24 protein-coding genes and 1 pseudogene are annotated in these 26,720 nt (G+C 55.1%); 13 read left to right on the top strand and 12 right to left on the bottom strand.

From position 1 onward, the window contains the following. Positions 1-50: 50 nt before the first annotated feature. Both N5J69_RS16760 and N5J69_RS16755 read right to left on the bottom strand, forming a co-directional pair. A complete protein-coding gene (locus tag N5J69_RS16760) occupies positions 51-1,031 on the bottom strand; it encodes a helix-turn-helix domain-containing protein (protein WP_279771725.1) in 981 nt (326 codons plus the stop codon). 125 nt (positions 1,032-1,156) lie between these two features. After that, complete coding sequence (locus N5J69_RS16755; RefSeq protein ID WP_279771724.1) at positions 1,157-1,936, bottom strand: MBL fold metallo-hydrolase; 780 nt, start codon at positions 1,934-1,936, stop codon at positions 1,157-1,159. Positions 1,937-2,194: 258 nt separating this feature from the next. Between N5J69_RS16755 and N5J69_RS16750 the strand changes: the two genes are divergently transcribed. From N5J69_RS16750 to N5J69_RS16740, 3 genes are all read left to right on the top strand, one after another. Beyond that, positions 2,195-2,707, top strand: coding sequence for a GrpB family protein (locus tag N5J69_RS16750; protein WP_279771723.1), 513 nt, complete (start codon positions 2,195-2,197; stop codon positions 2,705-2,707). 305 nt (positions 2,708-3,012) lie between these two features. Beyond that, a complete protein-coding gene (locus N5J69_RS16745) occupies positions 3,013-3,339 on the top strand; it encodes an NIPSNAP family protein (RefSeq protein WP_279771823.1) in 327 nt (108 codons plus the stop codon). Between the two features lie 538 nt (positions 3,340-3,877). After that, positions 3,878-4,312 (top strand): DUF3916 domain-containing protein, encoded by a 435-nt coding sequence (locus tag N5J69_RS16740; protein WP_279771722.1) that lies wholly within the window; start codon positions 3,878-3,880, stop codon positions 4,310-4,312. Between the two features lie 84 nt (positions 4,313-4,396). Here the strand turns inward: N5J69_RS16740 and N5J69_RS16735 are convergent. Next, positions 4,397-4,982, bottom strand: a pseudogene (locus N5J69_RS16735) (tyrosine-type recombinase/integrase). A 104-nt stretch (positions 4,983-5,086) separates the two neighbouring features. On the opposite strand from N5J69_RS16735, the gene N5J69_RS16730 reads away from it, so the two are divergent. After that, a complete protein-coding gene (locus N5J69_RS16730) occupies positions 5,087-5,896 on the top strand; it encodes an alpha/beta hydrolase (RefSeq protein ID WP_279771720.1) in 810 nt (269 codons plus the stop codon). Positions 5,897-6,184: 288 nt separating this feature from the next. Then, complete coding sequence (locus N5J69_RS16725) at positions 6,185-6,934, top strand: 4'-phosphopantetheinyl transferase superfamily protein (RefSeq protein ID WP_279771719.1); 750 nt, start codon at positions 6,185-6,187, stop codon at positions 6,932-6,934. A 40-nt stretch (positions 6,935-6,974) separates the two neighbouring features. Here the strand turns inward: N5J69_RS16725 and N5J69_RS16720 are convergent, their stop codons facing one another. Further along, on the bottom strand, positions 6,975-8,288 hold the full coding sequence (locus N5J69_RS16720; protein WP_279771718.1) for an NCS2 family permease: 1,314 nt from the start codon (positions 8,286-8,288) through the stop codon (positions 6,975-6,977). 154 nt (positions 8,289-8,442) lie between these two features. Here N5J69_RS16720 and yieH point away from each other — a divergent pair, with 154 nt between their 5' ends. Beyond that, the gene (gene yieH / locus N5J69_RS16715; protein WP_279771717.1) at positions 8,443-9,102 is read left to right on the top strand and encodes a 6-phosphogluconate phosphatase; all 660 of its coding nucleotides are present in this window, start codon (positions 8,443-8,445) and stop codon (positions 9,100-9,102) included. A gap of 11 nt (positions 9,103-9,113) precedes the next feature. After that, positions 9,114-10,046: a helix-turn-helix domain-containing protein gene (locus N5J69_RS16710; protein ID WP_279771716.1), complete on the top strand. Its 933-nt coding sequence runs from the start codon at positions 9,114-9,116 to the stop codon at positions 10,044-10,046. Here N5J69_RS16710 and N5J69_RS16705 read toward each other — a convergent pair. Next, entirely contained in the window at positions 10,031-11,026 is a 996-nt protein-coding gene (locus tag N5J69_RS16705) for an acyltransferase (RefSeq protein ID WP_279771715.1), read from the bottom strand. The genes N5J69_RS16710 and N5J69_RS16705 overlap by 16 nt on opposite strands. Positions 11,027-11,247: 221 nt before the next feature. Between N5J69_RS16705 and glyQ the strand changes: the two genes are divergently transcribed. Next, positions 11,248-12,159 (top strand): glycine--tRNA ligase subunit alpha, encoded by a 912-nt coding sequence (gene glyQ, locus N5J69_RS16700; RefSeq protein ID WP_003849680.1) that lies wholly within the window; start codon positions 11,248-11,250, stop codon positions 12,157-12,159. 9 nt (positions 12,160-12,168) lie between these two features. Continuing rightward, the gene (gene glyS / locus N5J69_RS16695) at positions 12,169-14,238 is read left to right on the top strand and encodes a glycine--tRNA ligase subunit beta (RefSeq protein ID WP_279771713.1); all 2,070 of its coding nucleotides are present in this window, start codon (positions 12,169-12,171) and stop codon (positions 14,236-14,238) included. Between the two features lie 303 nt (positions 14,239-14,541). Here glyS and N5J69_RS16690 read toward each other — a convergent pair whose 3' ends face one another. The 5 genes from N5J69_RS16690 to fdnG are packed head-to-tail and all read right to left on the bottom strand — an operon-like array spanning position 14,542 to position 20,701. Continuing rightward, the gene (locus N5J69_RS16690; protein WP_279771712.1) at positions 14,542-15,153 is read right to left on the bottom strand and encodes a glutathione S-transferase; all 612 of its coding nucleotides are present in this window, start codon (positions 15,151-15,153) and stop codon (positions 14,542-14,544) included. A gap of 21 nt (positions 15,154-15,174) precedes the next feature. Then, positions 15,175-16,098 carry a formate dehydrogenase accessory protein FdhE gene (gene fdhE, locus N5J69_RS16685; RefSeq protein WP_279771710.1) on the bottom strand — a complete coding sequence of 308 codons (924 nt, stop codon included), beginning with the start codon at positions 16,096-16,098 and terminating at the stop codon, positions 15,175-15,177. Further along, positions 16,098-16,739: a formate dehydrogenase cytochrome b556 subunit gene (gene fdoI, locus N5J69_RS16680; RefSeq protein ID WP_279771709.1), complete on the bottom strand. Its 642-nt coding sequence runs from the start codon at positions 16,737-16,739 to the stop codon at positions 16,098-16,100. Before fdoI ends, fdhE begins: the two co-directional genes overlap by 1 nt. Then, positions 16,739-17,638, bottom strand: a complete 900-nt coding sequence (gene fdxH, locus N5J69_RS16675; RefSeq protein WP_279771708.1) for a formate dehydrogenase subunit beta — start codon at positions 17,636-17,638, stop codon at positions 16,739-16,741. Before fdxH ends, fdoI begins: the two co-directional genes overlap by 1 nt. A 12-nt stretch (positions 17,639-17,650) precedes the next feature. Beyond that, positions 17,651-20,701 (bottom strand): formate dehydrogenase-N subunit alpha, encoded by a 3,051-nt coding sequence (gene fdnG / locus N5J69_RS16670; protein ID WP_279771707.1) that lies wholly within the window; start codon positions 20,699-20,701, stop codon positions 17,651-17,653. Positions 20,702-21,092: 391 nt separating this feature from the next. Between fdnG and fdhD the strand changes: the two genes are divergently transcribed. Next, the gene (gene fdhD, locus N5J69_RS16665; protein ID WP_279771706.1) at positions 21,093-21,917 is read left to right on the top strand and encodes a formate dehydrogenase accessory sulfurtransferase FdhD; all 825 of its coding nucleotides are present in this window, start codon (positions 21,093-21,095) and stop codon (positions 21,915-21,917) included. Here fdhD and N5J69_RS16660 read toward each other — a convergent pair. Further along, positions 21,914-22,690: a DeoR/GlpR family DNA-binding transcription regulator gene (locus tag N5J69_RS16660; RefSeq protein ID WP_279771705.1), complete on the bottom strand. Its 777-nt coding sequence runs from the start codon at positions 22,688-22,690 to the stop codon at positions 21,914-21,916. The two genes, fdhD and N5J69_RS16660, sit on opposite strands and share 4 nt — an antisense overlap. Before the next feature lie 206 nt (positions 22,691-22,896). On the opposite strand from N5J69_RS16660, the gene N5J69_RS16655 reads away from it, so the two are divergent. The 3 genes from N5J69_RS16655 to N5J69_RS16645 all read left to right on the top strand — a co-directional run bounded on the left by N5J69_RS16655 (position 22,897) and on the right by N5J69_RS16645 (position 26,307). After that, complete coding sequence (locus N5J69_RS16655) at positions 22,897-24,237, top strand: aspartate aminotransferase family protein (protein WP_279771704.1); 1,341 nt, start codon at positions 22,897-22,899, stop codon at positions 24,235-24,237. 282 nt (positions 24,238-24,519) lie between these two features. Next, a complete protein-coding gene (sodA, locus tag N5J69_RS16650) occupies positions 24,520-25,137 on the top strand; it encodes a superoxide dismutase [Mn] (protein ID WP_279771703.1) in 618 nt (205 codons plus the stop codon). Between the two features lie 201 nt (positions 25,138-25,338). Continuing rightward, on the top strand, positions 25,339-26,307 hold the full coding sequence (locus N5J69_RS16645) for a VirK/YbjX family protein (protein WP_279771701.1): 969 nt from the start codon (positions 25,339-25,341) through the stop codon (positions 26,305-26,307). A gap of 8 nt (positions 26,308-26,315) precedes the next feature. Here N5J69_RS16645 and N5J69_RS16640 read toward each other — a convergent pair whose 3' ends face one another. Then, positions 26,316-26,678, bottom strand: coding sequence for a YibL family ribosome-associated protein (locus N5J69_RS16640; protein ID WP_279771700.1), 363 nt, complete (start codon positions 26,676-26,678; stop codon positions 26,316-26,318). Between the last annotated feature and the right edge of the window lie 42 nt (positions 26,679-26,720).

Raw genomic sequence — 26,720 nt, 5'->3', positions numbered from 1 at the left:
CCTAAACCTGCTTTGCAGTATTAGTAAAAATTAAAGGCCCGAATTCGTTATTATGCCAGGTCGCTTTGTCGGTCAACCAAATCAGGGCCCCGGAAAGCCCGGCGCCATTCGCTGGGACTCACGCTGAATTTTGACTTAAAACTCTGGCGGAATGATACAGGTGACTGAAATCCGGCCATCCCGGCAACCTTTTCAATACTGTGGCTGGTCGTTTCCAGCAGTTCCTGGCTTCGCTGAAGTCGTTCCGCGTTAATCCAGTCTGCCAGAGTAGTACCGGTGGCCTTCTGAAAGTGACGTGTCAGCGTTCGCCGGCTCATGCTGACACATCCAGCCAGAGAATCCAGGTCGTGAGGTTTGTCCAGATTGCGGCGCAGATAATCCATTAATTCATTCATTTTGCTGTCCCGCGTGGTTTCCGGGACAGGACGCTCTATAAACTGAGCCTGGCCACCTTCCCGGTAAGGCGGAACCACCATTCTTCGGGCCACCCTGTTGGCAACGGCTGAACCGTAATGATCCCGGATAATACTCAGACAGCAATCGATACCCGCAGCCGTACCGGCAGAGGTAATCAGTCGTTCGTCGCTGGTATATAGCGAATTACTGTCCAGGTGAACGTCTGGAAAGCGTGCTGTGAAATCCTGTTCATACTCCCAGTGTGTGGCGGCCCGATGTCCGTCAAGCAGACCCGCATAAGCCAGTACGTAGGTGCCCAGACAAAGGCCCACCACTTGTGCGCCACGTTGCCACGCGCTTATCAGCTTCTCCAGCAGTACCTGAGCAGGCTTTTCATCAGGATTGTTCCAGTAAGGCACGATGATAATGTCAGCAACATCAAGCTGGTCCAGTCCGTGTTCCACATTGATAGACAGTCCTATATCAGACTGCACTAAGCCTGATCGGTGGGCACAGATTTCGACACGGAACAGATCCGGTTCTGGCATTGAGGGACCGAAAATAATGCAGGGTACTGAAAAGTGAAACGGGCTGAATCCTTCAGTAACAATGACGGCAACTGTCAGAGCAGACATTATATTAACCTTTCGTCAGTCACAGCGACCGTAAATCCAGTCGCTGACACGTTGATGCAGACCGGCTAAGCGTCAGCAGTGGCCGGTCATCAGAGTATTTTCCGGAACGGAGGTATTGTGGCCCGTCAGAAAACGAGGGTCTCGCCGTCAGCCGGAATAAGCACATGTTCTTCAATGCCGTGCTCAAGGGTATATTCTCGCAGCTCGGCGCGAGTTAGCAGACAGTGGTTAATCGCCTCCATGTGAGAAGCAACAATAGTTGTCTCCGGCAGCATCTTAAGGGTACGCAACGTGTCCTCTTTACCCATAATGATCTGTCCGTAAAGATCGTTGACGGCATAGCCGGTATTCAGCACCACAACGCCCGGCTGGAAACGCTGCAGGCTTTTTACATAAGGTTTCACCCAGACGGTATCACCTGCGATATAAAGAGTTTTTTCGGCCTGGTGCGTAAATACCAGCCCGCAGGCATCACCCAGTAATCCGCCCCATACTGTATCAGCGTAGAGTTCATTACTGCCATGCTGACCGTCAGTTTTGTAAATCGTCAGGCCATCCACGAAGTGGTTTTCATCTTTCAGCAGGCGAATATTAATAAATCCCTGAGAACGGATAAGTGATGCATCATTTTCATCCTGAGTATAAATAAGCATGTCTTTGGGTACCGCTTTCTGTGCCGCTTCGTCCCAGTGGTCAGTATGCGTGTGCGTCAGGATCACCGCATCTGCATTCAGCAAATCCTCAATTGCCACAGGCAGCGGCACCATGGGGTTGCGAAGGTGTGGACGCGCATTTCCGGCAAAACCATCCCAGGCGTCTTTTTCTGCCAGCATTGGGTCGATAAGGAATTTTTTACCAGCGTATTCCAGCATAAGGGTGGCATTACGGACTTGCGTTAACTTCATTTCTTTCTCCAATAATTCATCAGGTTTTAAGTCACAGCCCGCCTGCTGTGAACAGATAACTGTGTGGCGAGTGGGTTTACTTTAAACGTTGATCCCTGAGGAACGTGACATGCTCGCAGGTCATTAGTCGATGAAATCAGGTCAATATATGATCGTCAGCTGAGCCAGCGGGGGACGCTATTTTTCACCAGGGAGCGCCGACGTCAGACACAGAGGTTCAGGGATGAGTTACATACTCAGTGCAGAGAGGATGTCTTTATGCGGACGGTAATAGTTGTGCCATACGATGATAAATGGCCTGAGATGTTTGAAGCGGAAAGTTTACTGATAAAGTCAATGCTTGGTGGAGTGGCTAAAGATATCCATCACATTGGCAGCACATCCGTGCCTGGTCTTTCAGCAAAGCCCATAATCGACATATTGATGGAAGTCTCCGACATCAATGAACTGGATAGATACAATAATGCAATGGCCCACGCCGGTTATGTTGTCCGCGGTGAGAACGGGATGTCAGGGCGCAGATATTTCATTAAGGGTGGCGATCAGCGTAGTCATCAGGTGCATGCATTTGCTAGTGGCGATATGCAGATATTAAGACATCTTATTTTCCGCGATTATTTACGAAAAAACTCAACCATCGCAGGGATGTATGCTGAGCTGAAACATTCAGCAGCACGACTCAGCAGGAACGATGCTCATCGCTACAGCGCACTCAAAGCGAACTTTATAGCGCATCATTTACGACTGGCCCAGGCTGAGTCAGAACAATAAGGAATGAATTCATTGCGGGATAGCATGATTAATGTGGCGGAGCCACACTGTCATCATGATTTTCATGTCCGCTTTATGCCAGGAGCTGACGTTTCCAACATCAGCGAGCACTAATCAGTGGAGAATACATCTCACTGCTAACCATTCAGACGCGCCGTAATCATCAGAAGAGTTTTCAGGATTCTTGACGGAGAAATATGGCGGAAACGCCCTCTGGCCGCAGAATCGCGCTGAGTGCGCCTGAGGCGGTGCGGCCAGGAAGTCTTATGTTAAATTTAAGCATGTATGCCAATGGAGTCGAACTGATGAGAACAGTTGAGTTACTGCAGTACATCCTGCAACCAGGTACCGGGCAGGAATTCCACGAAATCATGGTCAGGAAAAGTGCGCCTCTCCATCGTGAGGCTGGTATCGACATCGTTGCCTTTGGCTGCTCCCTGCATGATGAGGATTCGTACTACTTGCTCCGGGCATTCAATAATATTGAGCATATGAAGACATCGCAGGAAGCATTTTACGGAAGTGAGGCATGGCAGAAGGGGCCAAGAGTGGCAATCATAGAACGGATCAAAATCAGCGTGAAGTCAGTCATGACCCTACCTGAAACGGTGATAGATGGGTTGAGGAGTTGAGCAACACAACCACTTTGCCGCTGGGTTGTTATGTTTAATATGGCAGAACCTCCCTGCCGCTATCTTTTTGACGTCCGATTTTTGCTCATAGTGGACATATCTGATTTTTGGACTGAGTGAATTGAACAGCACGAAACTAACTAACGTTTATCACCACTCAGATCGTTGTTCGACACGACGACGATAGGCTTACCGCGCAGATCTGGCCTGAACACGGTTTCACAGGACTCCATACTAATCAGCATTATATAACTCCTGATATGAGTATAAGACGCTACAGGTAGCAATGCTCAGATGTGCGAGCCAGGGTCTGCTATAAGCGAAAAGCGGCCATAAGGCGTTTCAAATCGAGAAAGATGAGTTACTTTAATACTTAACGATTAGCTGAACACAGCTTAAATCATTTGAAAGGGTGAAAGTTAAAATACTCATGAGCAGACGGCTTAACAGACATCATCGAACCAAAATCAGAAATATTCCACGGCGCTTTAAAGCTCTTAACCGTTGGGCTGATTCTTTTCATAACCCTGAACGAAGCATGTTTTCCGAAGATGAGCACTATTGGAATTTCAAAATCCCGGTAGAGATTAATCTTGTCCAGGGAAAGCACAGCACGCTCAAAACCAAAGCAGATTGCGCGCAAGCCATGATTAATGCTTGTTCAAATCTCATAACGGCAACTGCAGGTATGAATTACAGCCCCCGGATTACTGCGGTTATATGCCTTCCAGATATGTTTACGAGCGAAATCTGTCTCTATCGTTCAGAAGACTATTACCAAAGCTTTATTACTGAACACCGTTCTGAAAATGGTGCCTCCGCTTTGATTAAAGAGCGCAGCCTTGCTGCTGAGTGGGGACTATTTCTTCCAGCCAATGTGCAGGAACTGGGTATAACGCTCGAATACTACGGAAGCGAGGATCGTGATGAATGGTTCTCGGGAGAGCGTTGGTATTATGGTCAGGTCATGTAATAGCGCTGTTATTAATATCTAAATGAATGTCCGCTCCTGGCATAGAGCTGCTGTTGCAGTCCTGACAAGTTAGACTTCAATCGACTATGATATCTCCAGGGCATCATCTAATTCGATATCTAGATAACGTACTGTGCTTTCGAGTTTTCATGACCCAAAAGTAACTGGATCACACGAAGATTTTTCGTTTTTTATAGATCAGATATGGCTTACTTCTGCGCATGGAATGCGTACTGTAGAGCGTCTCATCGAGACCCAGCTTCTCAATCCATCCATGAAAAATACGATTATATTGTCTGGTTGAAATGTGTCCTGAAGAACCAATGCGGGACTGAAAAAGATAGTCGTTACTGCGTAGCTGAGCCATTTTGATCCATGTGGCTACAGCCTCTCTGGTTCCCTTCGTCAGTTCAAACTGGACAGGGCTGCCCGTTTTTTGCTGCAGCACAGTCGCTCTGCCCGAAACAGTGTGCCCATAGGCCACATCAGAAACTTTCAACTTAACCAGATCACAGCCCCGAAGTTTACTGTCCACAGCCATGTTAAACAGAGCCAAATCGCGGATTTTTCCTTCCAGCTCAAGACGGATACGAATCCCCCAGATATGAGAGATCTGAAGTGGTCGTTTCTGGCCAATAATGCGGCTTTTGTTCCAGGGGGATATTGTCATGTTCAATCTCCATTGGGTTAGGAGATGTGATTATGGCTGTCTCATTTAGGCGAAAAGCGAACGGTCATAACATTATTCATTGAGCAGCTTGTGAGGAGGCGTGTATGCTTTCTGTCCAATCTAAAGTTAAAGGGACTTATATGCTACTTACGTCAGGAATACCTCGATTGTCATATGTTTCCGAAGGAAAAGGGCCATTAGTTATAATGCTTCACGGTCTCCTGATGAACGGGAAATCATGGCTAAATAATGGATTTAGCTCCTTTTTTAGTCCATTCTTTCACGTTGTTTGTCCGGACCTTTTAGGCCACGGCATAAGTGAAAAGGCGCAATTGCAGGAATTATATACACAACAAAATCAGGCATTTTCCATTATTAAAATTATGGATGAACTGGGTTATGAAAAAGCGCATGTCATAGGGTATTCCTCTGGCGCATGGACAGCATTAGGCCTGCTGAACCACTACTCAGAACGGCTTAACTCTGTTGTTCTGGGCGGATGGGACTTCAGGAATGGCCTTCCTGAAACATCAGAAGGTAAACTTAGCTTTGATATGTTTATGTCTTATGCAAGAAGCACAGCGCCAGAGCTTACCTCTGAGCTTTCGCTGGACGATCAAGAAAGTGCAAGATGCTTGTTCAATGAATTGAGAAAGTACTCTGAAAAAAAAGAAAGCTTATTCCCTTATAAAACACCAATTTTGCTTTGGGCGGGTGCTAGCGACCCTTACTACACCTCTATGTCTGAGACAGCACAACAATATGGTTTATCAATGATCACTGGAGGAGGAGATCATTTGAGTGAATTAAACCACCCGGAAAAAGCATCAATAAATGAAATTTTTAAATTTATTGAATACCAGGAGGTTTTGAAGCCACCTGTAGTCTGCTTATCAAAATATCAATTCCGGTAGCTATGCTAACGACCGCGCCCGGCGGACATCGTTCAGGCAGGAAAAATGGTGGCGGAGTCGGTAAAAACCTACAACGGTCAGCGCCCGCATCTGTCGCTGAAATACAAAATGCCTGATGCAGTGCATCAGGCGTTTTAACAGCATAACGCGTTAACCTATGCCCGGACTCGTCACCCTTGCTCATCCTATTCCGAATTTAGCCTGATCTGTGCGTTGCCGGGTGCATTGAGGTAAGAAAATTCCTACAATACTTCTGATGATTATCTGACCATTTTCACGGAGCGACAGATGGCTGGTCATTTTGTACGCTGGACGGGCGATCCCGGCTTCCCGGCTAAAGAGATGTGCATTCCCCAGGCGATCACCGACACGGCACAGCAGTTTGCTGACAAGCGCCGTGGGCGATTTCTTGCCGCACGAACGCTGCTGGCACAGCTGATGCTGCGGGTTTATGGCATTCAGGAGTTGCCGCGCCTGATTATTCAGAGCAACGGACGCCCCGTGTTTGCTGACAGCGATCTGCCCGATTTCAGCATCGCGTATGCGGGCAATACGGTGGGGGTGCTGCTGGCTGAAGAGGGGGGACGTGCCGGTCTGGATATGGAGATTGTGCATGCGCGGAGCCGTCAGACGCAGGCGCAGCTGATTCAGGGATTAACCTCGGGCGAGATTGCCTGGATTAATGCCCAGCAGGATGCCCTGGAAGCCGTGACGCAGATCTGGACGTTGCGCCAGAGCATTCTCAAGCTGACGGGAGAGACCGATCGGGGTCTGGATTCATTGCGCCTGTTGCCCGGAGCGGGTCGGCTGCGATCTTCCCTTTATCCCGACATTCAGGTGGTGTGTGATGCGGAGCCTGTGCTGGTCTGGTCGTGCGCGCTGTCGTCTGCGACGCAGCGTCTGCATCTGTGGGAGATGGATAGCGCCTGTGAGTGGCGTGCATTGCGTGAAATAGAGATGGGCAAGCCCAACATCGGGCCTCATGCCCTGCGGCTGACCAGCCTGCCCAGCGAGCGCAATCTGCATCCTGAAATGTAAAAAGCCGCAACCCAAAGGTTGCGGCCCTTAATCACCGCGCTTAGTGCGCGTCGACAAAAATAATCTTCAGCACAAACAGCAGAGCAACGATCACCACGCAGGGGCTGATTTCACGCCAGCGGCCGGTGCCCAGTTTCATTACGCAATAAGCGATAAAACCCAGCGCAATGCCTTCGGTGATGGAAAAGCTGAAGGGCATCATGGCGGCGGTAACAAACGCCGGCACCGCTTCGGTTAAATCATCCCAGCGCACACGCGACAGACTGGCAGTCATTAACACACCCACGTAAATCAGTGCGCCTGCGGCAGCATAGGATGGCACCATCCTGGCCAGCGGTGACAGGAACGTTACCAGCAGGAACAGCAGACCGGTCACCACGGCCATCAGGCCGGTACGGCCACCAATCGCCACGCCCGAGGTGCTTTCGATATAGGCGGTCACGGATGAGGTGCCCGCCAGCGCGCCACTCACCGAACTGACGCTGTCGACATAGAGCGCCTGCTGCATCCGCGGGAAGGTGCCGGTTTCATCGGTCAGGCCCGCTTTGTCGGTGACGCCGATCAGCGTGCCGGAGGAGTCGAACAGATTGACCAGCATAAACGAGAAGATCACGCCCGCCATGCCAATGTTAAACGCACTTTTGATATCAACCTGGCCGACAACCGACGTTACCGACGGTGGCGTGGAGAACAGGCCGACAAACTTCACGTCGCCCAGCATCCAGCCAATACCGGTCGTGATCACCATGGAGATCAGCACTGCTGCATGGATATTGCGCGACGCCAGAATGGCAATAATAAAAAAGCCCAGTGCGCCCAGCAGCACGCTGTGTGAGGTCAGATTGCCCACGGAGACCAGGGTATCGGGATTCGGCACGATAATACCGGCATTCTTCAGCCCCATCATGGCGATAAACAGACCGATACCGGCGGTAATGCCGACGCGCAGGCTCATCGGAATAGTGGCAATCATCCAGTAACGCACCCGCAGTAGCGTCAGGATCAGCAGGCCGACCGCACCCCAGAAGATGGCCCCCATGCCGACCTGCCAGGAATAGCCCATTGCGCCAACCACCACAAAGGCGAAGAAGGCGTTCAGCCCCATGGCGGGTGCCAGTGCTACCGGCAGATTGGCAAACAGCCCCATCAGAATGCTGCCGAAAGCGGCAATCAGACAGGTGGTCACAAACACCGCCTGAGTATCCATGCCAGCAACGCCCAGGATCTGCGGATTGACGAAGACGATATAGACCATCGTCAGAAAGGTGGTGATACCCGCGATCACTTCGGTACGCACCGTGGTGCCATGTTCCTGCAGCCTGAAAATGCGCTGCAAAACGCCTTGCTTGCTCATGCCATCCATCCAGAAGAAAAAATCATCGGCGCGTATCCTGGCGATTTTACCGGGGCAATACAATGATTTTTCGCAACCGATTGCCACTCTCGCAATCTGCGCTGAGTGCGGTAAAGTGGGGAACCCCCACACCTGAATCCAGGGATTGAGTCTGATGTCAGTAGAATGCGTCTTTTTTGATTGTGATGGCACGCTGGTGGACAGTGAACTGCTTTGCACCCAGGCCTACGTCAACACCTTTGCCCGATACGGCCTTGAGCTGTCGCTGCAGCAGATGTTTGAAAAGTATAAAGGCGTCAAACTCTACGACATCATTCGTGACGTGGGCGACGCGCATCAGGTCACGCTGCCGATGGAAGAGGTCGAAACGGCTTATCGTGCGGAAGTTGCCAGACTGTTTGATGAGCAATTACAGCCCATCCCTGGCGCGAAAGCACTGGCAGAGCAGATCAAGGTGCCGATGTGCGTAGTCTCAAACGGGACGGTAAAAAAAATGCAGCATTCGCTGGGCTTAACCGGCATGCTGCCGCTGTTTGCAGAGCACCTTTACAGCGGCTATGACATTCTGCACTGGAAACCCGATCCGGAACTGATGTATCACGCGGCGGAACAGATGCAGGTGCCGATTGAGCGCTGCATTCTGGTGGATGACTCCGAGGCGGGTGCCCGTGCCGGAATTGCTGCCGGGATCCCGGTCTACTACTACTGCGCTGACCCGCACAACCCTGAACTGGATCATCCCCTGGTGACGCGCTTCGACGACATGGCACAGTTGCCTGCGCTGTGGCGCGCCCGTGGCTGGGATCTGGTGTAGCCCGGGTCAGCATGACACATACCGTCTGGTTTTTAACCCTGCCCGGCGTGATGGCGCTGGATCTGACCGGCCCGGCCGAGACGCTGAAGCTGGCGGGCGATCATTTTACGCTGCGCTACATCGGCCCTCAGCCGGAGGTCGTCTGCTCCACCGGCATGACCATTGGCGGTATCGAACCGTTACCGGAAATATTACCGGCTGGCAGTCTGCTGGTGGTGCCGGGCGTCTATGATTCGCAGATCTGTTACGCCACGCCGCAGGCCAGAGAAGCACGTGAATGGCTGATGCGCCAGCATGCCGCGCTGCGCACGCAGACCTTTATGCTGTTCTGCGTCTGCTCAGGTGCGCTGCTGGCGGCACAGGCGGGTATGCTGGATGACGTACTCTGCACCACTCATCATGATGTGATTGCCCGGCTGAAAGCTGCGGCTCCGCGTGCACGGGTGCAGGAGAACCGGGTGTTTGTCGGGCAGGAGAATATCTGGACTAGCGCGGGCATCACGGCGGGAATCGATCTGGCGCTGCATCTGGTTAATCAGCTCTGTGATACGGCCACTGCGCTGGCGGTGGCGCGTGAAATGGTGGTCTGGTTCCGCCGTGCCGGGGACGATCCGCAGCTTTCACCCTGGCTGCGTTACCGTAACCACCTGCATCCGGCCATTCACCGGGCGCAGGATCTGATGATTGCCCATCCTGAGCACGGCTGGACCCTGACCGAGCTGGCCGGACGCACCCACGTCAGCAGCCGTCATCTGGCGCGGCTGTTTCGTCAGCATCTGGGGATCAGCGTGCGGGAATACCATGAGCAGCTGCGGGTGGGTGTGGCGCGCCAGCGTCAGCAGCAGGGAGAATCTGCTGAGAAAGCGGCGCTGGCCGCAGGATTTTCATCGGCGCGCCAGCTACGACGCGCCCGCCAGCGCGAAGCCAGTCAGCTGACAAAGTGACGGGTATCGACGCGTTTCAGCGCCATCCCCAGCAGCAGGCTGCCGCCCAGCGTCAGCCCGAATACCCAGGGCAGGTCGAACCACGGGCGTGACATGTCATCGTAGTGATGCGTGCGCAGATAGTGAATGAACAGCGCGTGAAAGCCGTAGATCGGCAGGGAATAGCGGGCAATCACCGTTAAACCGGGCAGGGTGCGCTGGTTCAGGCTGTTTTTGAACACGATCAGCAGGCTGATAGCCGCAATAAACACCAGCGGTCCGCAGTAGAGATACCAGGTATCGTTAAACGCGCCGTTAACGATCAGCGCCTTCTTCGTCCCCAGCGTAATGCCAATCACACAGGCGATAAACAACCCGGCTGCCAGCGGCGTCAGGCCGCGCCGGGTCGTGTCCATTGTACCGATAGCCCGTCCCAGCAGCGCATAGAGCAGGTAGTAAATGCTGTCACCGCTGACATACAGATTAACCGGCAGAAAATGGAACGGACCCAGCGACTGGCTGACCGTATTCGGGTTAGCGAGCACCGCCAGCACCAGCACCAGCAGCGCCACATAACGCGCCTGCACGGTTTTCACCTGAATCAGCGGCGACAGCAGATAGATGCCCGTCAGCGCAAAGAAGAACCACAAGTGATAGAACACCGGCTTCTGCAACATTCTGAGGATCGAACGTCCTTCGCTGATCGGCGTCAGCCAGGAGATATAGATCAGCGACACCGCGCTGTAGAACAGCAGGCAGAGCACCAGTCGCAGCATATGGCGCGGCTGGGCGCTGCGTTCGCCAAAAAACAGAAAGCCGGAGATCATAAAAAAGAGCGGAACACAGACGCGTGATGCGGAGTTCAGCAGATTGGCCACATCCCAGGTGGTGCCCGTCACCGCCATCGGCCCGGTGATATACCAGGTGGTGGTGTGAATCACGATCACCATCAGGCAGGCAACTGCGCGTAAATTATCGATCCAGTAAATCTTCTGCGGCATGGCGTCCTCTTGCGCATAGCGTCCGTGCGCAAAAGGGTAGCCAAATGCGACCAGAGCAACAACTGCTGCCAGCAGGATTCGGAGCCATCTGTATGCCAGCCCGCAGAATACGTGTGAAAACGCGCCGGAACCGTCTGGGATTTACGGCTGCACATCGCGCGGTCAAAGGGTATACTGTCGGCCTCTTTTTTTAATCTAACCGAAGCGCGTGCACACTCAACATGCAAAAGTTTGATACCAAAACCTTTCAGGGGCTGATCCTGACCTTGCAGGATTACTGGGCGCGTCAGGGCTGCACCATTGTTCAACCGCTGGACATGGAAGTGGGCGCTGGCACTTCACACCCGATGACCTGCCTGCGCGCACTCGGCCCGGAGCCGATTGCCGCCGCCTACGTGCAGCCATCACGCCGTCCTACCGATGGCCGCTACGGTGAAAACCCGAACCGTCTGCAACATTACTACCAGTTCCAGGTGATCATCAAACCGTCACCGGACAACATTCAGGAGCTCTATCTCGGCTCGCTGAAAGAGCTGGGTATGGATCCGACGGTGCATGACATTCGCTTCGTGGAAGATAACTGGGAAAACCCGACACTGGGTGCCTGGGGACTCGGCTGGGAAGTGTGGCTCAACGGCATGGAAGTGACGCAGTTCACCTACTTCCAGCAGGTTGGCGGCCTGGAGTGTAAACCGGTGACTGGTGAGATCACCTACGGTCTGGAGCGTCTGGCGATGTACATCCAGGGCGTCGACAGCGTTTACGATCTGGTCTGGAGCGACGGCCCGCTGGGCAAAACCACCTACGGCGACGTGTTCCACCAGAACGAAGTGGAGCAATCCACCTATAACTTCGAATACGCCGACGTCGATTTCCTCTTTACCTGCTTCGAGCAGTACGAGAAAGAGGCGCAGCATCTGCTGGCGCTGGAAAAACCGCTGCCACTGCCCGCCTACGAACGCATTCTGAAAGCGGCGCACAGCTTTAACCTGCTGGATGCCCGCAAAGCGATCTCGGTAACAGAGCGTCAGCGCTATATTCTGCGCATTCGTACCCTGACCAAAGCCGTGGCTGAAGCTTACTACGCCTCTCGCGAGGCAATGGGCTTCCCGATGTGCAATAACAAAAAGTAAGAGGCAGCCATGACTGAACAAACCTTCCTGGTGGAGATCGGCACCGAAGAGCTGCCACCAAAAGCCCTGCGCAGCCTGGCAGAAGCCTTTGCCGCGCAGGTCACCGCTGAACTGGATGCTGCCAACCTGAGCCATGGCGAGGTCAGCTGGTTTGCTGCACCGCGTCGTCTGGCGCTGAAAGTCGCCAGCCTGAGCGCTTCGCAACCCGATCGGGAAGTGGAGAAGCGCGGTCCGGCAGTTGCGGCGGCATTTGACGCTGACGGCAACGCCACCAAAGCCGCCGAAGGCTGGGCGCGTGGCAACGGCATTACTGTCGATCAGGCTGAACGCCTTGCGACCGATAAAGGCGAATGGCTGGTTTATCGCGCACAGGTGAAAGGCGAAGCGGCCCAGGCGCTGCTGCCAGGGATGATCGCGACGGCACTCAGCAAGCTGCCGGTGCCAAAACTGATGCGCTGGGGCGACAGCGATGTGCAGTTCGTTCGTCCGGTTCACACCGTGACGATGCTGCTGGGCGATGAGCTGATCCCGGGCACCATTCTGGGCATCGCGTCAGACCGTATTATTCGTGGTCACCGCTTTATGGGTGAAAGCGAAATCACGCTTGAAAGCGCCGATCACTATCCTGATGTGCTGGAAAAACGCGGCCAGGTCATTGCCGACTATCAGGTCCGCAAAGCGATGATCAAAGCCGATGCTGAAGCGGCTGCCCGTCGTTTAGGCGGTAACGCCGATATCAGCGACAGCCTGCTGGAAGAGGTGACGTCGCTGGTGGAGTGGCCGGTTGTCCTGACCGCGACCTTTGAAGAGAAATTCCTCAAAGTGCCTGCGGAAGCGCTGGTCTACACCATGAAAGGCGATCAGAAATATTTCCCGGTGTATGACAATGACGGCAACCTGATGCCGAACTTCATTTTCGTCACCAACATCGAATCCAGCGATCCGCGCCAGATCATCTCCGGCAACGAAAAAGTGGTACGTCCACGCCTGGCCGATGCGGAGTTTTTCTTTAACACCGACCGCAAAAAGCGTCTGGAAGATAATCTGCCGCGTCTGGAGACGGTGCTGTTCCAGAAAGAGCTGGGCACGCTGCGCGATAAAACCGATCGCATTCAGGCCCTGGCGGGCTGGATTGCGGGTGAAATTGGGGCCGATGTGAATCACGCCACCCGCGCAGGCCTGCTGTCGAAGTGTGACCTGATGACCAACATGGTCTTCGAGTTTACCGATACGCAGGGCGTGATGGGCATGCACTACGCACGTCACGACGGCGAAGCCGAAGACGTGGCGGTTGCGCTGAACGAGCAGTATCAGCCGCGCTTTGCCGGTGACGATCTGCCGTCCAGTCCGGTCGCCTGTGCGCTGGCGATTGCCGATAAAATGGATACGCTGGCCGGTATTTTCGGCATTGGTCAGCATCCGAAAGGCGACAAAGATCCGTTCGCACTGCGTCGTGCGGCGCTGGGTGTGCTGCGTATCATTGTTGAGAAGAACCTGCCGCTCGATTTGCAGACTCTGACCGAAGAAGCGGTGCGCCTGTACGGCAGCAAGCTGAGCAACGCCCGCGTGGTGGATGATGTGATCGACTTTATGCTGGGTCGCTTCCGCACCTGGTATCAGGAAGAGGGTCACAGCATTGATACGCTGCAGGCGGTTCTGGCGCGTCGTCCGACCCGTCCGGCTGACTTTGATGCACGTATGAAAGCGGTGTCGCACTTCCGTACGCTGGAAGCCGCCGCAGCACTGGCCGCAGCGAACAAACGCGTCTCTAACATTCTGGCAAAATCGACCGAAACGCTGAATGAGAGCGTGCAGGCGTCGCTTCTGAAAGAAAATGAAGAGATCCAGCTGGCGACGTTTGTCACCGCGCTGAGCAGCAAGCTGCAGCCTTACTTTGCCGAAGGCCGCTACCAGGATGCGCTGGTCGAACTGGCGCAACTGCGAACCGCGGTAGACAACTTCTTCGATAAAGTTATGGTTAACGCCGACGACCCGGCGGTGCGGGTCAATCGCCTGACGCTGCTGTCAAAACTGCGTGAACTGTTCCTGCAGGTTGCGGATATCTCGCTGCTGCAGTAAGGCTATACGCTGTGCGAAAAAGGGACGAGCAATCGTCCCTTTTTTTATGGGCCTGGCCCGTCCTGACGCGCATTGGCACATTTTCCGTGATTTAAAAAGAATGCAACAGGACGTTAAACGCACGCAACGCGACTGCTCGCTGTCCTTTAAACGCGCCGCCGCTGAGCCGAATAAAAAGGCGAAATAACAGCCTGTCAGGCTCAGGCGCTAAGGAATGCGCCACCGTCCTGACCTGGCTGCGTAAAAATGTGGCACTCTTCCGCAACAATCAGCGCCAGTGGGGCCTGCCAGCCACGGCACCCATCACGCCGCAGGCGGCATCGTCCGCGCAAAACTCTCGCGCTGAAACAGCGTTTCCGCCAGCTTCACCAGCGCCGGTCGCCCCACACACCAGTTCGGTACTACGCGGCGGAAGTTGAGATAGCCGATCATGCAGCCGGTGGCGATATCCGCCAGCGTGAGCTGGCCGTTGTTAAGCCATTTGCCCTCGGCGGCCCTGGCTTCTAGCAAATCGAGACCGCGCTGGATCTTTTCACGATGACGCAGCAGCACCTCTTCAGACTGCAAATCGCCCGGTCGCATCTGCTCGCGCACAATCACCAGCGCAGCATCGCTGACGCCATCCGCCAGCTTCTCCAGCTGACGGATAGTAAGCGACTCAAGCGGATCGGCAGGCAGTAAAGCCGGTTCATCGCCGCGCAGTTCCAGAAATTCGGCGATAATGCTGGAGTCGAACCAGATTTGCTTATCGTCAGCAACCAGTGCCGGAACCTTGCCCAGCGGATTGTAGTGCGGTACGTGGCTGTCATCGCTGTAAGGCGATGCGTTAACGAATTCAAACGTAATGCCTTTTTCCAGCATGATAATCGAAATTTTACGCACAAACGGGCTGGTATAGCTGCCAATCAGTTTCATCGGGTTCTCCGGATTCAGGGATTATTCGCCAGGAAACATAAAGGGATTGAGGCTGCTGCGTGCGAAGCCTTCCTGCTCCATCCGGGCATCCAGTATCAGCGACGCCAGATCATCGGCCACCGGTTCAATGGCCGGATCTTTCTCCTGATAGAGCATCTTCAGGTAAGTGCCACAGTCGCCACAGCTCTCCGCCTTTACCGCTGCCTGCTCGCTGTCGAGCGACCAGTAGTGCAAATCACGGGACTGTTCGCACTGGGTGCATTTGCTGCGCACCACGTGCCATTCACTTTCGCACAGATTGCAGTGCAGATAACGTGCGCCCTCCTGGCTGCCCATATGCACCACGCTGGCGACCGGCATACTGGCGCAGACCGGACAGAACTGACGCTGATCGCCCATCTCAGCGCGGGCTTTGCCTGGGATCAGGGCCGCCATCTGCGCCCAGTAGAGCGAAAGAGCCGCCCAGATAAAGGGCGCTTTATCGCTGCTGACCAGCGCATAATCGCCGGTAAACAGCGCGCTGGCCAGCGTCTCCAGCTCGGTGGCTGAAGCCTTCTCCAGATTCTCCAGCACCGCCAGCGCCTGACCGCTCATCTCGGGCTTCAGCTCGGCAATCAGCGAGTGCAGCAGCCGCTGCCAGTGCGGATCGCGTGGCAGGGTGTGAATGTTCAGTGGCGGCTTGCCCTCGCGGGCGCTCTGCGTGAGTCGGGGATGCAGGTCAATGTGCAGCGGATGGTCGTACAGCACGATCTCCTGCGCTTCCGCAATCACCGCCGCAAATCGCAGATAGTCGCCGAGTGGGTTTTTGGCCGCCAGGTCGCGCAGTCGCGCGGCACGACGGCTGTATAAATTTTTCAGCCGTGGAAAAAGTAACGGCGGAATCATCTCCGCCGTTGTCTTTTCGCCTTTCTCCAGCTGGTCCTGCGGGATTATGCGAATACTCATCAGGGGCGTTTTTCCTGTTTTATTGGCGGATTACGCTGCTCACGATACCAGCGAGGATGATGCTGTCTGGCCCATTCAGCGCTGACCCAGCCTTCAACCATCGCGGTCAGTGTGCCTTTGACCCACAATGCAGCATAAATGTGCACCATAATGACGATGATCAGCGCCACCGCTGACACCGAATGCACAAGCAGCGCCAGACGAATCAGCGGAATGGTAAAGGCATCCGCGAAGTAAGGCCGCCAGATCACAATGCCGCTGGCAAGCAGCAATACTAAGCTGATGATAGCAGCCCAGAACACACACTTCTGACCAAAGTTATATTTACCGGTATCGCCCACCTCTTCATTCATCGCAACCCGGTGAATATTTCTGGCCCAGTTAAGGTCATCGCGATTGATGAGATTGTGTTTCCAGTAACGCAAAAACATCAGCATAAAAGCGGCAAACATCACAACGCCCACAAAAGGATGCAGAATACGCGCCAGTTGTGGCGTGCCAAATATCTGCATCAGCCAGTTAAACGACGGAAAGAAAAACCCTAATCCGCTTAACGCGGCCATGACAAAGCAAATCGCGACGATCCAGTGATTGATGCGTTCAGGTGCGCGGTAACGCACCAGATGATCGGGCTTTTTCATTATTGATGCTCCTCGGGCTGATCGTCGTTGTCGTCGTGCGCTTCAGCGACGCGATTCGGGCCAACGCCAACGTAGTGGAAGATTGAGGCGGCAAACGTAGCGGCAAATCCCACCGCCGCCAGCGGTTTCCAGATCCCCTTCCAGAAGGTCACGGTCGGGCTGATGCCCGGATTAGCAGGCAGCCCGTGATAGCGTTCAGGCTTGTCAGCATGATGCAGCACATACATGACGTGGGTGCCGCCCACGCCTTCCGGGTTGTAGAGGCCAGCCTGCGCAAAGCCGCGTGACTTCAGCTCCGCCACGCGTTCCTCCGCCAGCGTCAGCATGTCGCTTTTGCTGCCGAAATGAATCGCGCCGGTCGGACAGGTTTTCACGCAGGCGGGTTCCTGGCCGACGCTGACGCGATCCACGCACAGGGTGCATTTATAGGCGCGGTTATCCTCTTTGTTCAGCCGTGGCACATTGAACGGACAACCGGCGATGCAGTAGCCACAGCCGATGCACTGCTCAGACTGGAAATCGACGATGCCACTGGCGTACTGAATGATGGCACCCGCCGACGGGCAGGCTTTCAGGCAGCCGGGATCGGCGCAGTGCATACAGCCATCTTTGCGAATCAGCCAGGCCAGCCTGCCGTTCTCTTCGACTTCTGAAAAGCGCATCACCGTCCAGGATTTGGCCGTCAGATCGGTGGGATTGTCATACACCCCGATGTTGTGGCCGACGTCATCGCGGATGTCGTTCCACTCGGCGCAGGCGACCTGGCAGCCTTTGCAGCCGATACAGGTGGTGACGTCGATAAGCTTCGCCACTTCGCGCTGGTGATCGCGCGCCTGCGGCGGCGGGGTAAAGCCATTGGTCGCAGAGCGACGGATAATATCTTGTGATTGATAAGCCATTGTCTTCTACCGTTACGCTTTTTCGACGTTCACTAAAAATCCTTTGTACTCCGGGGTCTGCGAGTTGGCGTCGCCTACCGAAGGCGTCAGCGTATTGGCAAGGAAGCCTTTACGCGTGGTGCCTTCAAAGCCCCAGTGACAGGGAATACCCACGGTATCAACCGGCCTGCCGTCAATCATCAGACGCTGCAGACGGCGCGTGACCACCGCTCTGGCTTTGATATAGCCACGGCGTGACGTGACTTTGACGCTGTCTCCGGCCTGAATGCCTTTCTCCGCTGCCAGTTCGGTGCCGATTTCGACAAACTGCTCCGGCTGCGCAATCGCGTTCAGCAGGGCGTGTTTGGTCCAGTGGCGGAACAGTTCGGTGATGGAGTACGTGGTGGCGACGCAGGGGTAGTCAGCGGCTTCGCCCAGCTGTGCGGCATCGCTGCTGAACAGACGGACCACCGGGCTGTGACGCTGCTGCGGGTGCAGAGGGTTGTCGGCAAGGGGGCTTTCCATCGGTTCGTAATGTTCCGGGAACGGACCGTCGGCCATTTTATCCAGCGCAAACAGGTGGCCGAGGCCATCGGGCTGCATGATAAACGGACCGGCCTGCTGCTGCGGCGACAGCGTCACCGGATAATCCGGGACGTCGATGCCCTGCCAGCGTGAGCCATCCCACTCAATCAGGCGGCGCTGTGGATCCCAGGCTTTACCCTGTGCATCAGCGGAGGCGCGGTTATAAAGAATGCGGCGGTTAGCAGGCCACGCCCAGGCCCAGCCGGAGACCGCGCCCAGTCCTGACGGATCGGCGTTGTCGCGTCGTGCCATCTGGTTGCCTTCCGGCGTCCAGCTGCCGCTGTAGATCCAGCAGGAACTGGCGGTGGTGCCGTCGTTTCGCAGCTCCGCGAAGCTGTTAAGCTGCTGGCCTTTTTTCAGCAGCAGCTTGCCGCTGGCATCATAAATGTCGGCCAGCGCCTGCCCGTTGTTCTCCTGCGCGACTTCTTCCGGCTCAGGATTGTACGGATCGCGGTAGTCCCAGCGCATCGCCATCAGCGGCTCAGGGGCGGTACCGCCTTCCAGGCGATAGAGCGTGCGCAGACGCATGAACAGATTGCCGAGTATTTTACCGTCGTGCAGCGCTTCAGCGGGTGGTTCAGCGGCTGCCCAGTGCCACTGCAGCCAGCGCGATGAGTTAGCCACCGAGCCTGACTCTTCCGCGAAGCAGGAAGAGGGCAGGCGGAACACTTCGGTCTGAATGGCCGACGGATCGACGTCGTTGAACGCTTCGTGATGTTGCCAGAAGCTGGCGGTTTCGGTGCGCAGCGGATCGATCACCACCATATATTTGAGGCGGGAAAGCGCCCGGACCGCTTTGTTTTTGTCCGGGAAGGCGGCCAGCAGGTTGAAGCCCTGAATCAGGCAGCCATTCAGCGCGCCCTGTTCCATCATCTCTGCCTGCGCCATGCAGTCGTAGCTCTTGTCCCACTTCGGCAGCCAGTCGTAGCCCCACTGGTTCTCCGCCGTGGCATTATCGCCGTAGAAACTCTTCATCAGGCTGACAAAAAACGTTTCGGTGTTTTGCCAGTAGTTGACCTGGTCCGGCAGCGGCGAAACGGGTGTGGCCTGCTGCAGCCAGCTTGCCAGCGTGGTCATCTTTTCGGATGGCAGCGGCAGATAACCCGGCAGGCTCTGTGCCAGCAACCCGAGGTCGGTATAACCCTGAACGTTGGAGTGCCCGCGCAGCGCGTTAATGCCGCCACCCGGCATACCGATGTTGCCCAGCAGCAGCTGGATCATCGCCGCGGTGCGGATAATCTGTGAACCGTTGGTATGGTGGGTCCAGCCTAGCGCATAGAGGAGGGTTGCCGTGCGATTTGGCACACAGGTGGAAGCGAGCTGCTCACACACCTTAATAAAGTCTTCCTGCGAGGTGCCGCACAGACGCGTCACCATTTCCGGGGTGTAACGGCTGGCGTGGGTTTTCAGCAGGTTCAGCACACAGCGTGGATGGCTGAAGCTTTCATCGCGTCGGGCATGGCCGTTTTCATCCAGCTCATAGTGCCAGCTCTGGCGATCGTACTGACGGGTTTTTGCATCGTAGCCGCTGAATAACCCGTCGCTGAAGCTGTAGCCTTCGCTGACAATCAGGGGGGCGTTGGTGAAGGCGCGAACATACTCCTGCTGAATCTGATTGTGTTGCAGCAGGTAGTTGATTACCCCCATCAGGAACACCACGTCACTGCCCGCACGCAGGGGCGCGTAGAAATCGGCGACCGCAGCAGAGCGGTTAAAGCGCGGATCGACCACGATAACCTGCGCATTGTTATGGATTTTGGCTTCAATCACCCATTTAAAGCCAACCGGATGCGCCTCGGCGGGGTTGCCGCCCATGATCATCACCACATTGGCATTTTTGATGTCATTCCAGCTGTTGGTCATCGCCCCGCGACCAAAGCTGGGGGCCAGCGCAGCCACGGTCGGGCCGTGACACAGGCGCGCCTGGTTTTCCAGCGCCAGAATACCCAGCGAGCGGGCAAATTTCTGATCGAGCAGGCCGGTTTCGTTACTGGCGGCAGAGGAGCAGAACATGGAGGTCGTCGGCCAGCGGTTAACCGTCACGCCAGCGGCGTTGGTGGCCTGGAAATGCGCATCGCGATCCTGCTTCATCAGGCGGGCAATCCGATCAAACGCCTCCTCCCAGCTGATGCGCTGCCATTTGTCTGAGCCCGGTGCGCGGTATTCGGGGTATTTCAGACGTTGTTCGCTGTGAATAAAGTCGAGCACGCCAGCGCCTTTAGGGCAGAGCGATCCCCGGCTGACCGGATGGTCCGGGTCGCCCTCTATATGGTAAATCGAGGCGCTGGCATTTTTAGAACCATCCCCCAGACTGTAAATCAGCATGCCGCAGCCGACTGAACAGTAGGTACAGTTATTACGTGTTTCTCTGGCGCGAATGAGTTTGAATTCCCGGACGCTGGCTAACGCTGTGGCAGGGGCAAAACCGAGTAACGCCGCGCTGGTGCCCGCCAGCCCGCCAGCACAGATTTTGAAAAAACTGCGTCTGTTAATCTGCATTTTATCGTTCTTCTTTATTGGCTCCATTGCGAAGCCTTGCAAAATAGCAGCCCTGATTGCCTCTAAATTGACCAGGGTCAACAGGTTAGTCATTAGTAATTCTTTTTCTCAATTTTGTTAAAAAACCTCGGTGGTGCAGTCCCGCTGCAAGCAGATTTTCAGGGCAGCCGATGATTATTGTTGTTTTATGGTTACCGATGTTAATGCTCAAAAAATAACCCTCGGTATTCCTGCCGCCAGCAGGTGTTGCTGCCTCTCTAGAGGAAAACCGCATGAATTGCCCCGCTGTTTATTTGCGCTACAGGGGGCTAAAAGGCAGAATCAGGGCACGTCAGTGCTCTGCTGTATCGGGCACTGAATTACATAATTTATTAACAACAGGTCGACCTTTTTGAATGCTAACCAGCCTGGCTCAGGCGAAGATTTAACAATTCAGACCGGCGTCAGCACGACGCAGGTGTGGCAGCGCGCCGATCTCACCGCGGCACAGGATGACTGGCTGGCGGACGAAGTTCCGGTAGCGCTGGTGTATAACGGCATCTCGCACGTGGTGATGATGACCACGCCCAACGATCTGGAGGCGTTTGCGCGGGGATTCTCCCTGTCAGAGGGCATTATCGACGCACCAGGCGACATCTTCGGCATGGACATCGTGCCGGGCTGTCACGGCATTGAAGTGCAGATTGAGCTTTCCAGCCGCCGCTTTATGGCGCTGAAAGAGCAAAGGCGCGCACTGGCAGGACGGACCGGCTGCGGCGTGTGTGGCGTGGAACAGCTGGACCAGATTGGCAAGCCGCTCTCGCCGCTGCCGTTTACCCAGACCTTCGCGCTGGATCAGCTGGATCGGGCGCTGGGCCAGCTGAAAGATTATCAGCCGGTCGGACAGAAAACCGGCTGCACCCACGCCGCTGCGTGGATCCAGCCTGATGGTCATCTGGCTGGTGGCTGTGAAGATGTGGGGCGTCATGTGGCGCTGGATAAGCTGCTGGGCTATCGCAGCCTGGCAGCCTGGGGGCCGGGTGCCGTTCTGGTCTCCAGCCGCGCCAGCTATGAAATGGTGCAGAAATCTGCCATGTGCGGCGTCGAAATTCTGTTCGCGGTCTCGGCAGCAACCCGTCTGGCGGTGGAAGTGGCTGAGCGCTGCAACCTGACGCTGGTCGGCTTCAGTAAACCTGGCCGGGCCACGGTCTACAGCCATCCCCAGCGGCTGCGTTAAACCACCATCACCTCTGGCAGCATCTGCTGCAACGCCTCAAGGGCGGCACTGCTGTCGCCGCCACTGTCAGTAATCAGCATGGTGATCGCCTGCGGTGGCGCGTAAACGGTGCGGCTGACCACGCCCAGTTTGGTGTGATCGGCCAGCAGATAGCAGGCAGCGGATTGCTGCACCATCGCTCTGGCAATGGCTGCTTCGTGCGGATGAAAACTGCTGGCACCACGACTCGCCTCAATGCCGACCGGCGACAGCAGCGCCACATCGGCGCGATAGCGGACAATCTCACCTACCGTGATTTCGCCGCGCGTCTGTTGCGCACCGGCCGTCATCATCCCACCCAGCAAAATGATCTGATTATTCAGCGGCTGACCTTCTTCACCGGCGCTCAGCGCCAGCGCGGCCTGCAGGCTGTTGGTCACTATCGTCAGGCCGGAAAGGGCGTGAAGCTCCTCTGCCAGCAGCGTAGTGGTGCTGCCCGCATCCAGAAACAGCGTCTGTCCGGACTGCAGCAGCTGCGCGGCGGCGCGGGCAATAGCGCGCTTCTCGCGGGTCTGGGTGCTGCGACGTTCCGTCAGTGGCGGTTCAGCTGCTGTTTCAATCGCCACCAGGCCGCCGTGAACGCGACGCGCCAGACCCAGCGCTTCCAGCTCAATGATATCGCGGCGCGCCGTTTCGCGTGACACCCCCAGCTCCCTGATGATGCGCTCGGTACTCACCTGATTAAGCCGGGTCAGTAAGGCACGGATGCGATGAAGGCGCGTTTCCTGCAGCATAGCGGTTTCCTTTTAAAGCGCGAAGAGCACGGATGATACGCCAGTGACGCGAAAGAGTCCGTGTGAATCAGAGGCAAGCTTAGCGTGAGGATGGGCCTGCGTCATGTGTATTTTATTGCGTTTGTGTATTTTGTTGCATTTTAGAATCAGGCAGGCATGATACAGGAGTCCGCTCTTCCTCCTTCATCCTTGTAACGGGAGTCATTATGGCCACGCGTTCCACCATTATGGATACCAACAGTTTCCGTGCCGAACATGCCGATGCGCTCGACAGTGAGACGCGCAAACTGACTGATAAACGCAGCAAAGTGCTTGGCGAATCCTATCGCCTGTTCTATCGCAAACCGGTGCATCTGGTGCGGGGTGAAGGGCAGTATCTGTGGGATGCGGCGGGCGACAAATATCTCGACGTTTACAACAACGTGGCGAGCATCGGCCACTGTCATCCGGCTGTGATTGAGGCGGTGACACAGCAGATGAAAATGCTGAATACCCATACCCGTTACCTGCATGAAAATATCCTTGATTACAGCGAAGCACTGCTGGCGACCACGCCTGCGGCGATCGATCGTGCGATGTATATGTGCACCGGCTCAGAAGCCAATGATCTGGCGATTCGCGTGGCGCGTGCCTTCAGCGGCGGCACCGGCATCATTGTCAGTAAAGAGGCCTATCACGGCACCAGTGAGCTGACCTCCGGTGCTTCTCCGGCGCTGGGCAGTGGACAGCCGCTGGCACCCACGACGCGACTGGTCATGCCACCGGATGCGTATCGTGTAGATGCGCCGGATCTGGGCGACTGGTTCGCTGACCAGATTCAGCAGCAGATTGATGATATGGCAGCGAACGGCATCAAATTTGCTGGTTTCCTGGCGGATTCGATCTTCTCCTCGGATGGTGTGCTGCCCAATCCGCGTGGTTTCCTGAAAAAAGCGGTCGATGTGGTGCATGCCAACGGCGGCATCTTTATTGCCGATGAAGTACAGCCTGGCTTTGGCCGTACCGGCGATGCGTTCTGGGGCTTTGGTCGCCACGATGTCGTGCCTGATGTGATTACCACCGGCAAGCCAATGGGCAACGGCATTCCGGTTTCCGGGCTGCTGGCAAAAAGCGACGTGCTGGCCGCCTTCAGCGACGCGATCCCCTACTTCAATACCTTTGGTGGCAATCCGGTGGCGATGGCGGCGGCGCAGGCGGTGCTGAAAGTGATCACCGAAGAGGGATTACAGGAGCACAGCCGCGTGGTCGGCGCGAAGCTGCTGGCGGAGCTGCGGACGCTGATGGACCGTTACGAGTGTGTGGGAGATGTACGCGGAGCCGGACTGTTTATCGGTTTTGAACTGGTCACCGATCGTCACAGCAAAACGCCGGACAAAACGCTGGCGCTGAATCTGATTGAGAAGCTGCGTGAACACCGTGTGCTGACTTCGGTCGCGGGCCCGTATGGGAATGTACTGAAACTGCGTCCGCCATTGGCTTTCCAGGAAAGCGACATCGACTGGCTGACGGGCGCACTCGACAGCGCGCTGCGCGAGCTGGGTCAGTAAGGCGCAGGGCAGAGCAGGCGCGGCGTGCGGGCGGGATGTGTGTGCGCTGGCGGCGTTGCCTCAGCGCGCCGCTCTCCCTGTCTGATAAGGCTGAAAAGGCAGAGTCAGCAACAGCATCCTGTAAAAACAACGGGTTGCTTTTGCCAGATTTCTCAAATCCTTATGGTTAATAGGGCATTGATTACGCTTTTACGCTACATGAATTTAACTATAATGATTCGACTGCTTACGCGGCACGTCCCGAATCCGCCGTGCTGCTCAAACTAAATGGAGAGGAAGAACATGAGTTATTCACTGCCATCCCTGCCTTACGCATACGACGCACTGGAACCGCATTTCGACAAGCAGACGATGGAGATCCATCACACTAAACACCACCAGACCTACGTGAACAACGCTAACGCGGCGCTGGAAGGTACTGAATTTGCAAATCTGCCGGTCGATGAGCTGATCACCAAACTGGATCAGCTGCCAGCAGACAAAAAAGGCCCACTGCGTAACAACGCAGGCGGTCACGCTAACCACAGCCTGTTCTGGAAAGGCCTGAAAACCGGCACCACGCTGCAGGGCGACCTGAAAGCGGCTATCGAGAAAGATTTTGGTAGCGTGGAAAACTTCCAGGAAGCGTTCGAGAAAGCAGCAGCCACCCGTTTCGGTTCTGGCTGGGCGTGGCTGGTTAAGCAGGGCGACAAACTGGCTGTGGTTTCTACCGCAAACCAGGACAACCCGCTGATGGGTGAAGCGGTCGCCGGTGTTTCTGGCTTCCCGATCATCGGTCTGGATGTGTGGGAACACGCTTACTATCTGAAATATCAGAACAAGCGTCCTGACTACATCAAAGCGTTCTGGAACGTGGTTAACTGGGACGAAGCAGCAGCCCGCTTCGCAGCTGCTCAGTAAGTTAACCAAACGTAAACGTAATGAAGATAAACCGGTGAAATCTATTTTGCCGGTTTTTTTTATTCTTATTTTATGTATTGCCAAATAACACTAAAAAAGGTCAGTTATCAGTTTTAAGGCTATTCCACATTAACCTGCCGTTGAGATTAGCTATGTTATTTTCAGTGACATTCCCGCTTACCTCACGGTGTGTTGCTGACTATGTCAATTATCACTACTCACGAAAATACGACCGAATCCTCTGCGTCCCTTTTTTTCCAGTTAATCAGTGGGAAATACATTCCGGATAAACTCTGGATGAGTAAACGTTTCCGGCTGAAATTTGTGTTAAGAACCTTACTATCGCCGCTGACTACGCTGCATTACCTTGATGCGCTGTCGCACCTGCCGCAGCTCCCTTTGCTGATGAGCACCCAGGGACTGCTGCCAGCCAAGCTGCACCGGCCCTATCTGCGTTCAGGGATGAGCATTGCTGCGCGTGCGCAGGCCATTCTCGATCATTACACCCTGATGAATAATCTGGATACCCCGGCGCTGCGTCAGCTTCTGCAGAGCGCTACGGATAATCCGCTGGCCACGCTGACCGGAAAAAATGGCGAGGCCTTTTTACTCTCCTGCAGTTCCGGTTATTTCGATCGTGAAGGGGAAGTGACGCTGGTATTACGTTATAACGACGAAGTTATTGCTTCACTTTCTTTTTCAATTCTCAACGAGAATAACCAGCGGACCTTATTAATCGGCGGATTACAGGGTCCGCGGAAACATATCAATAATGACGTTATCCGCGAGGCGACCAAAGCGGCTCACGGTCTCTTTCCAAAACGCCTGTTAATGGAAGCGGTATTTATTGTGGCGAAGCAGTGCGGCGTGGAAAATATTCTGGCGGTGGGCGATGAGACGCATGTATTCCGCAGCCTGCGCTATCGCCACAGTAAAGGCGATAAGTTCTTTGCCAGTTACAGTGAATTCTGGCTGTCGCTGAGCGGTGAAGCGCGCAAAGATGGGATGTTTACACTGCCGCTGAGCCTGCCGCGTAAAACGCTGGAGGAGATCGCCAGTAAGAAGCGTGCAGAGTACCGCCGCCGCTATGAACTGCTGGATGGGCTGGCGGAGCAGGTTTATGCCGCCGCCGGCGAACGCAAAGCGGATGTCGATCAGGCAGCCGCCTGATCGACCCGTCAGAATGCGGTTCTGGCGAAGCCGGTCATCACCTTCAGACCCATCTCACGTCCCAGCGCGGTCATTGGATGCACCACCACCAGGCCGCGCACGCTTTTTTTCAGCGCACCCAGGTTTGCCTGCTCTTTTTTGGTGATTTCGCGGCTGAAGCCCATTTTCTGCAGCTTCTGCGCTTCGGCACTGAGTTTTTCAACCCGCTGACCGCGCAGGCGCTCAATCTCAATCACCAGTGTTTCTTTCTCTTTCAGCAACGCGCCCAGTTTCTCGGCATCACCCGATTCCAGTAACTGCGGCTCTTTGCGGTTCAGTGCGTCCAGCTTATCGCTGAGAAGTTTGATTTCGTTCTTTTCTTGCTCTTTCATGACAACAACTCGTTGAGGAAAACAGGGCAAGGATACACCAAA

The sequence above is a fragment of the Pantoea sp. GD03673 genome, from assembly GCF_029844725.1.
Classification (GTDB): Bacteria; Pseudomonadota; Gammaproteobacteria; order Enterobacterales; family Enterobacteriaceae; genus Pantoea.
The sequence above is the reverse complement of the archived record's forward strand: the minus strand, read 5'-3'. Positions and strand labels throughout refer to the sequence as shown.

Coding starts and splice junctions, on each gene's coding strand:
- N5J69_RS16760 (WP_279771725.1), bottom strand. CDS start 1,031: ATGTCTGCTCTGACAGTTGCCGTCATTGTTACTGAAGGATTCAGCCCG.
- N5J69_RS16755 (WP_279771724.1), bottom strand. CDS start 1,936: ATGAAGTTAACGCAAGTCCGTAATGCCACCCTTATGCTGGAATACGCT.
- N5J69_RS16750 (WP_279771723.1), top strand. CDS start 2,195: ATGCGGACGGTAATAGTTGTGCCATACGATGATAAATGGCCTGAGATG.
- N5J69_RS16745 (WP_279771823.1), top strand. CDS start 3,013: ATGAGAACAGTTGAGTTACTGCAGTACATCCTGCAACCAGGTACCGGG.
- N5J69_RS16740 (WP_279771722.1), top strand. CDS start 3,878: ATGTTTTCCGAAGATGAGCACTATTGGAATTTCAAAATCCCGGTAGAG.
- N5J69_RS16730 (WP_279771720.1), top strand. CDS start 5,087: ATGCTTTCTGTCCAATCTAAAGTTAAAGGGACTTATATGCTACTTACG.
- N5J69_RS16725 (WP_279771719.1), top strand. CDS start 6,185: ATGGCTGGTCATTTTGTACGCTGGACGGGCGATCCCGGCTTCCCGGCT.
- N5J69_RS16720 (WP_279771718.1), bottom strand. CDS start 8,288: ATGAGCAAGCAAGGCGTTTTGCAGCGCATTTTCAGGCTGCAGGAACAT.
- yieH (WP_279771717.1), top strand. CDS start 8,443: ATGTCAGTAGAATGCGTCTTTTTTGATTGTGATGGCACGCTGGTGGAC.
- N5J69_RS16710 (WP_279771716.1), top strand. CDS start 9,114: ATGACACATACCGTCTGGTTTTTAACCCTGCCCGGCGTGATGGCGCTG.
- N5J69_RS16705 (WP_279771715.1), bottom strand. CDS start 11,026: ATGCCGCAGAAGATTTACTGGATCGATAATTTACGCGCAGTTGCCTGC.
- glyQ (WP_003849680.1), top strand. CDS start 11,248: ATGCAAAAGTTTGATACCAAAACCTTTCAGGGGCTGATCCTGACCTTG.
- glyS (WP_279771713.1), top strand. CDS start 12,169: ATGACTGAACAAACCTTCCTGGTGGAGATCGGCACCGAAGAGCTGCCA.
- N5J69_RS16690 (WP_279771712.1), bottom strand. CDS start 15,153: ATGAAACTGATTGGCAGCTATACCAGCCCGTTTGTGCGTAAAATTTCG.
- fdhE (WP_279771710.1), bottom strand. CDS start 16,098: ATGAGTATTCGCATAATCCCGCAGGACCAGCTGGAGAAAGGCGAAAAG.
- fdoI (WP_279771709.1), bottom strand. CDS start 16,739: ATGAAAAAGCCCGATCATCTGGTGCGTTACCGCGCACCTGAACGCATC.
- fdxH (WP_279771708.1), bottom strand. CDS start 17,638: ATGGCTTATCAATCACAAGATATTATCCGTCGCTCTGCGACCAATGGC.
- fdnG (WP_279771707.1), bottom strand. CDS start 20,701: ATGCAGATTAACAGACGCAGTTTTTTCAAAATCTGTGCTGGCGGGCTG.
- N5J69_RS16660 (WP_279771705.1), bottom strand. CDS start 22,690: ATGCTGCAGGAAACGCGCCTTCATCGCATCCGTGCCTTACTGACCCGG.
- N5J69_RS16655 (WP_279771704.1), top strand. CDS start 22,897: ATGGCCACGCGTTCCACCATTATGGATACCAACAGTTTCCGTGCCGAA.
- sodA (WP_279771703.1), top strand. CDS start 24,520: ATGAGTTATTCACTGCCATCCCTGCCTTACGCATACGACGCACTGGAA.
- N5J69_RS16645 (WP_279771701.1), top strand. CDS start 25,339: ATGTCAATTATCACTACTCACGAAAATACGACCGAATCCTCTGCGTCC.
- N5J69_RS16640 (WP_279771700.1), bottom strand. CDS start 26,678: ATGAAAGAGCAAGAAAAGAACGAAATCAAACTTCTCAGCGATAAGCTG.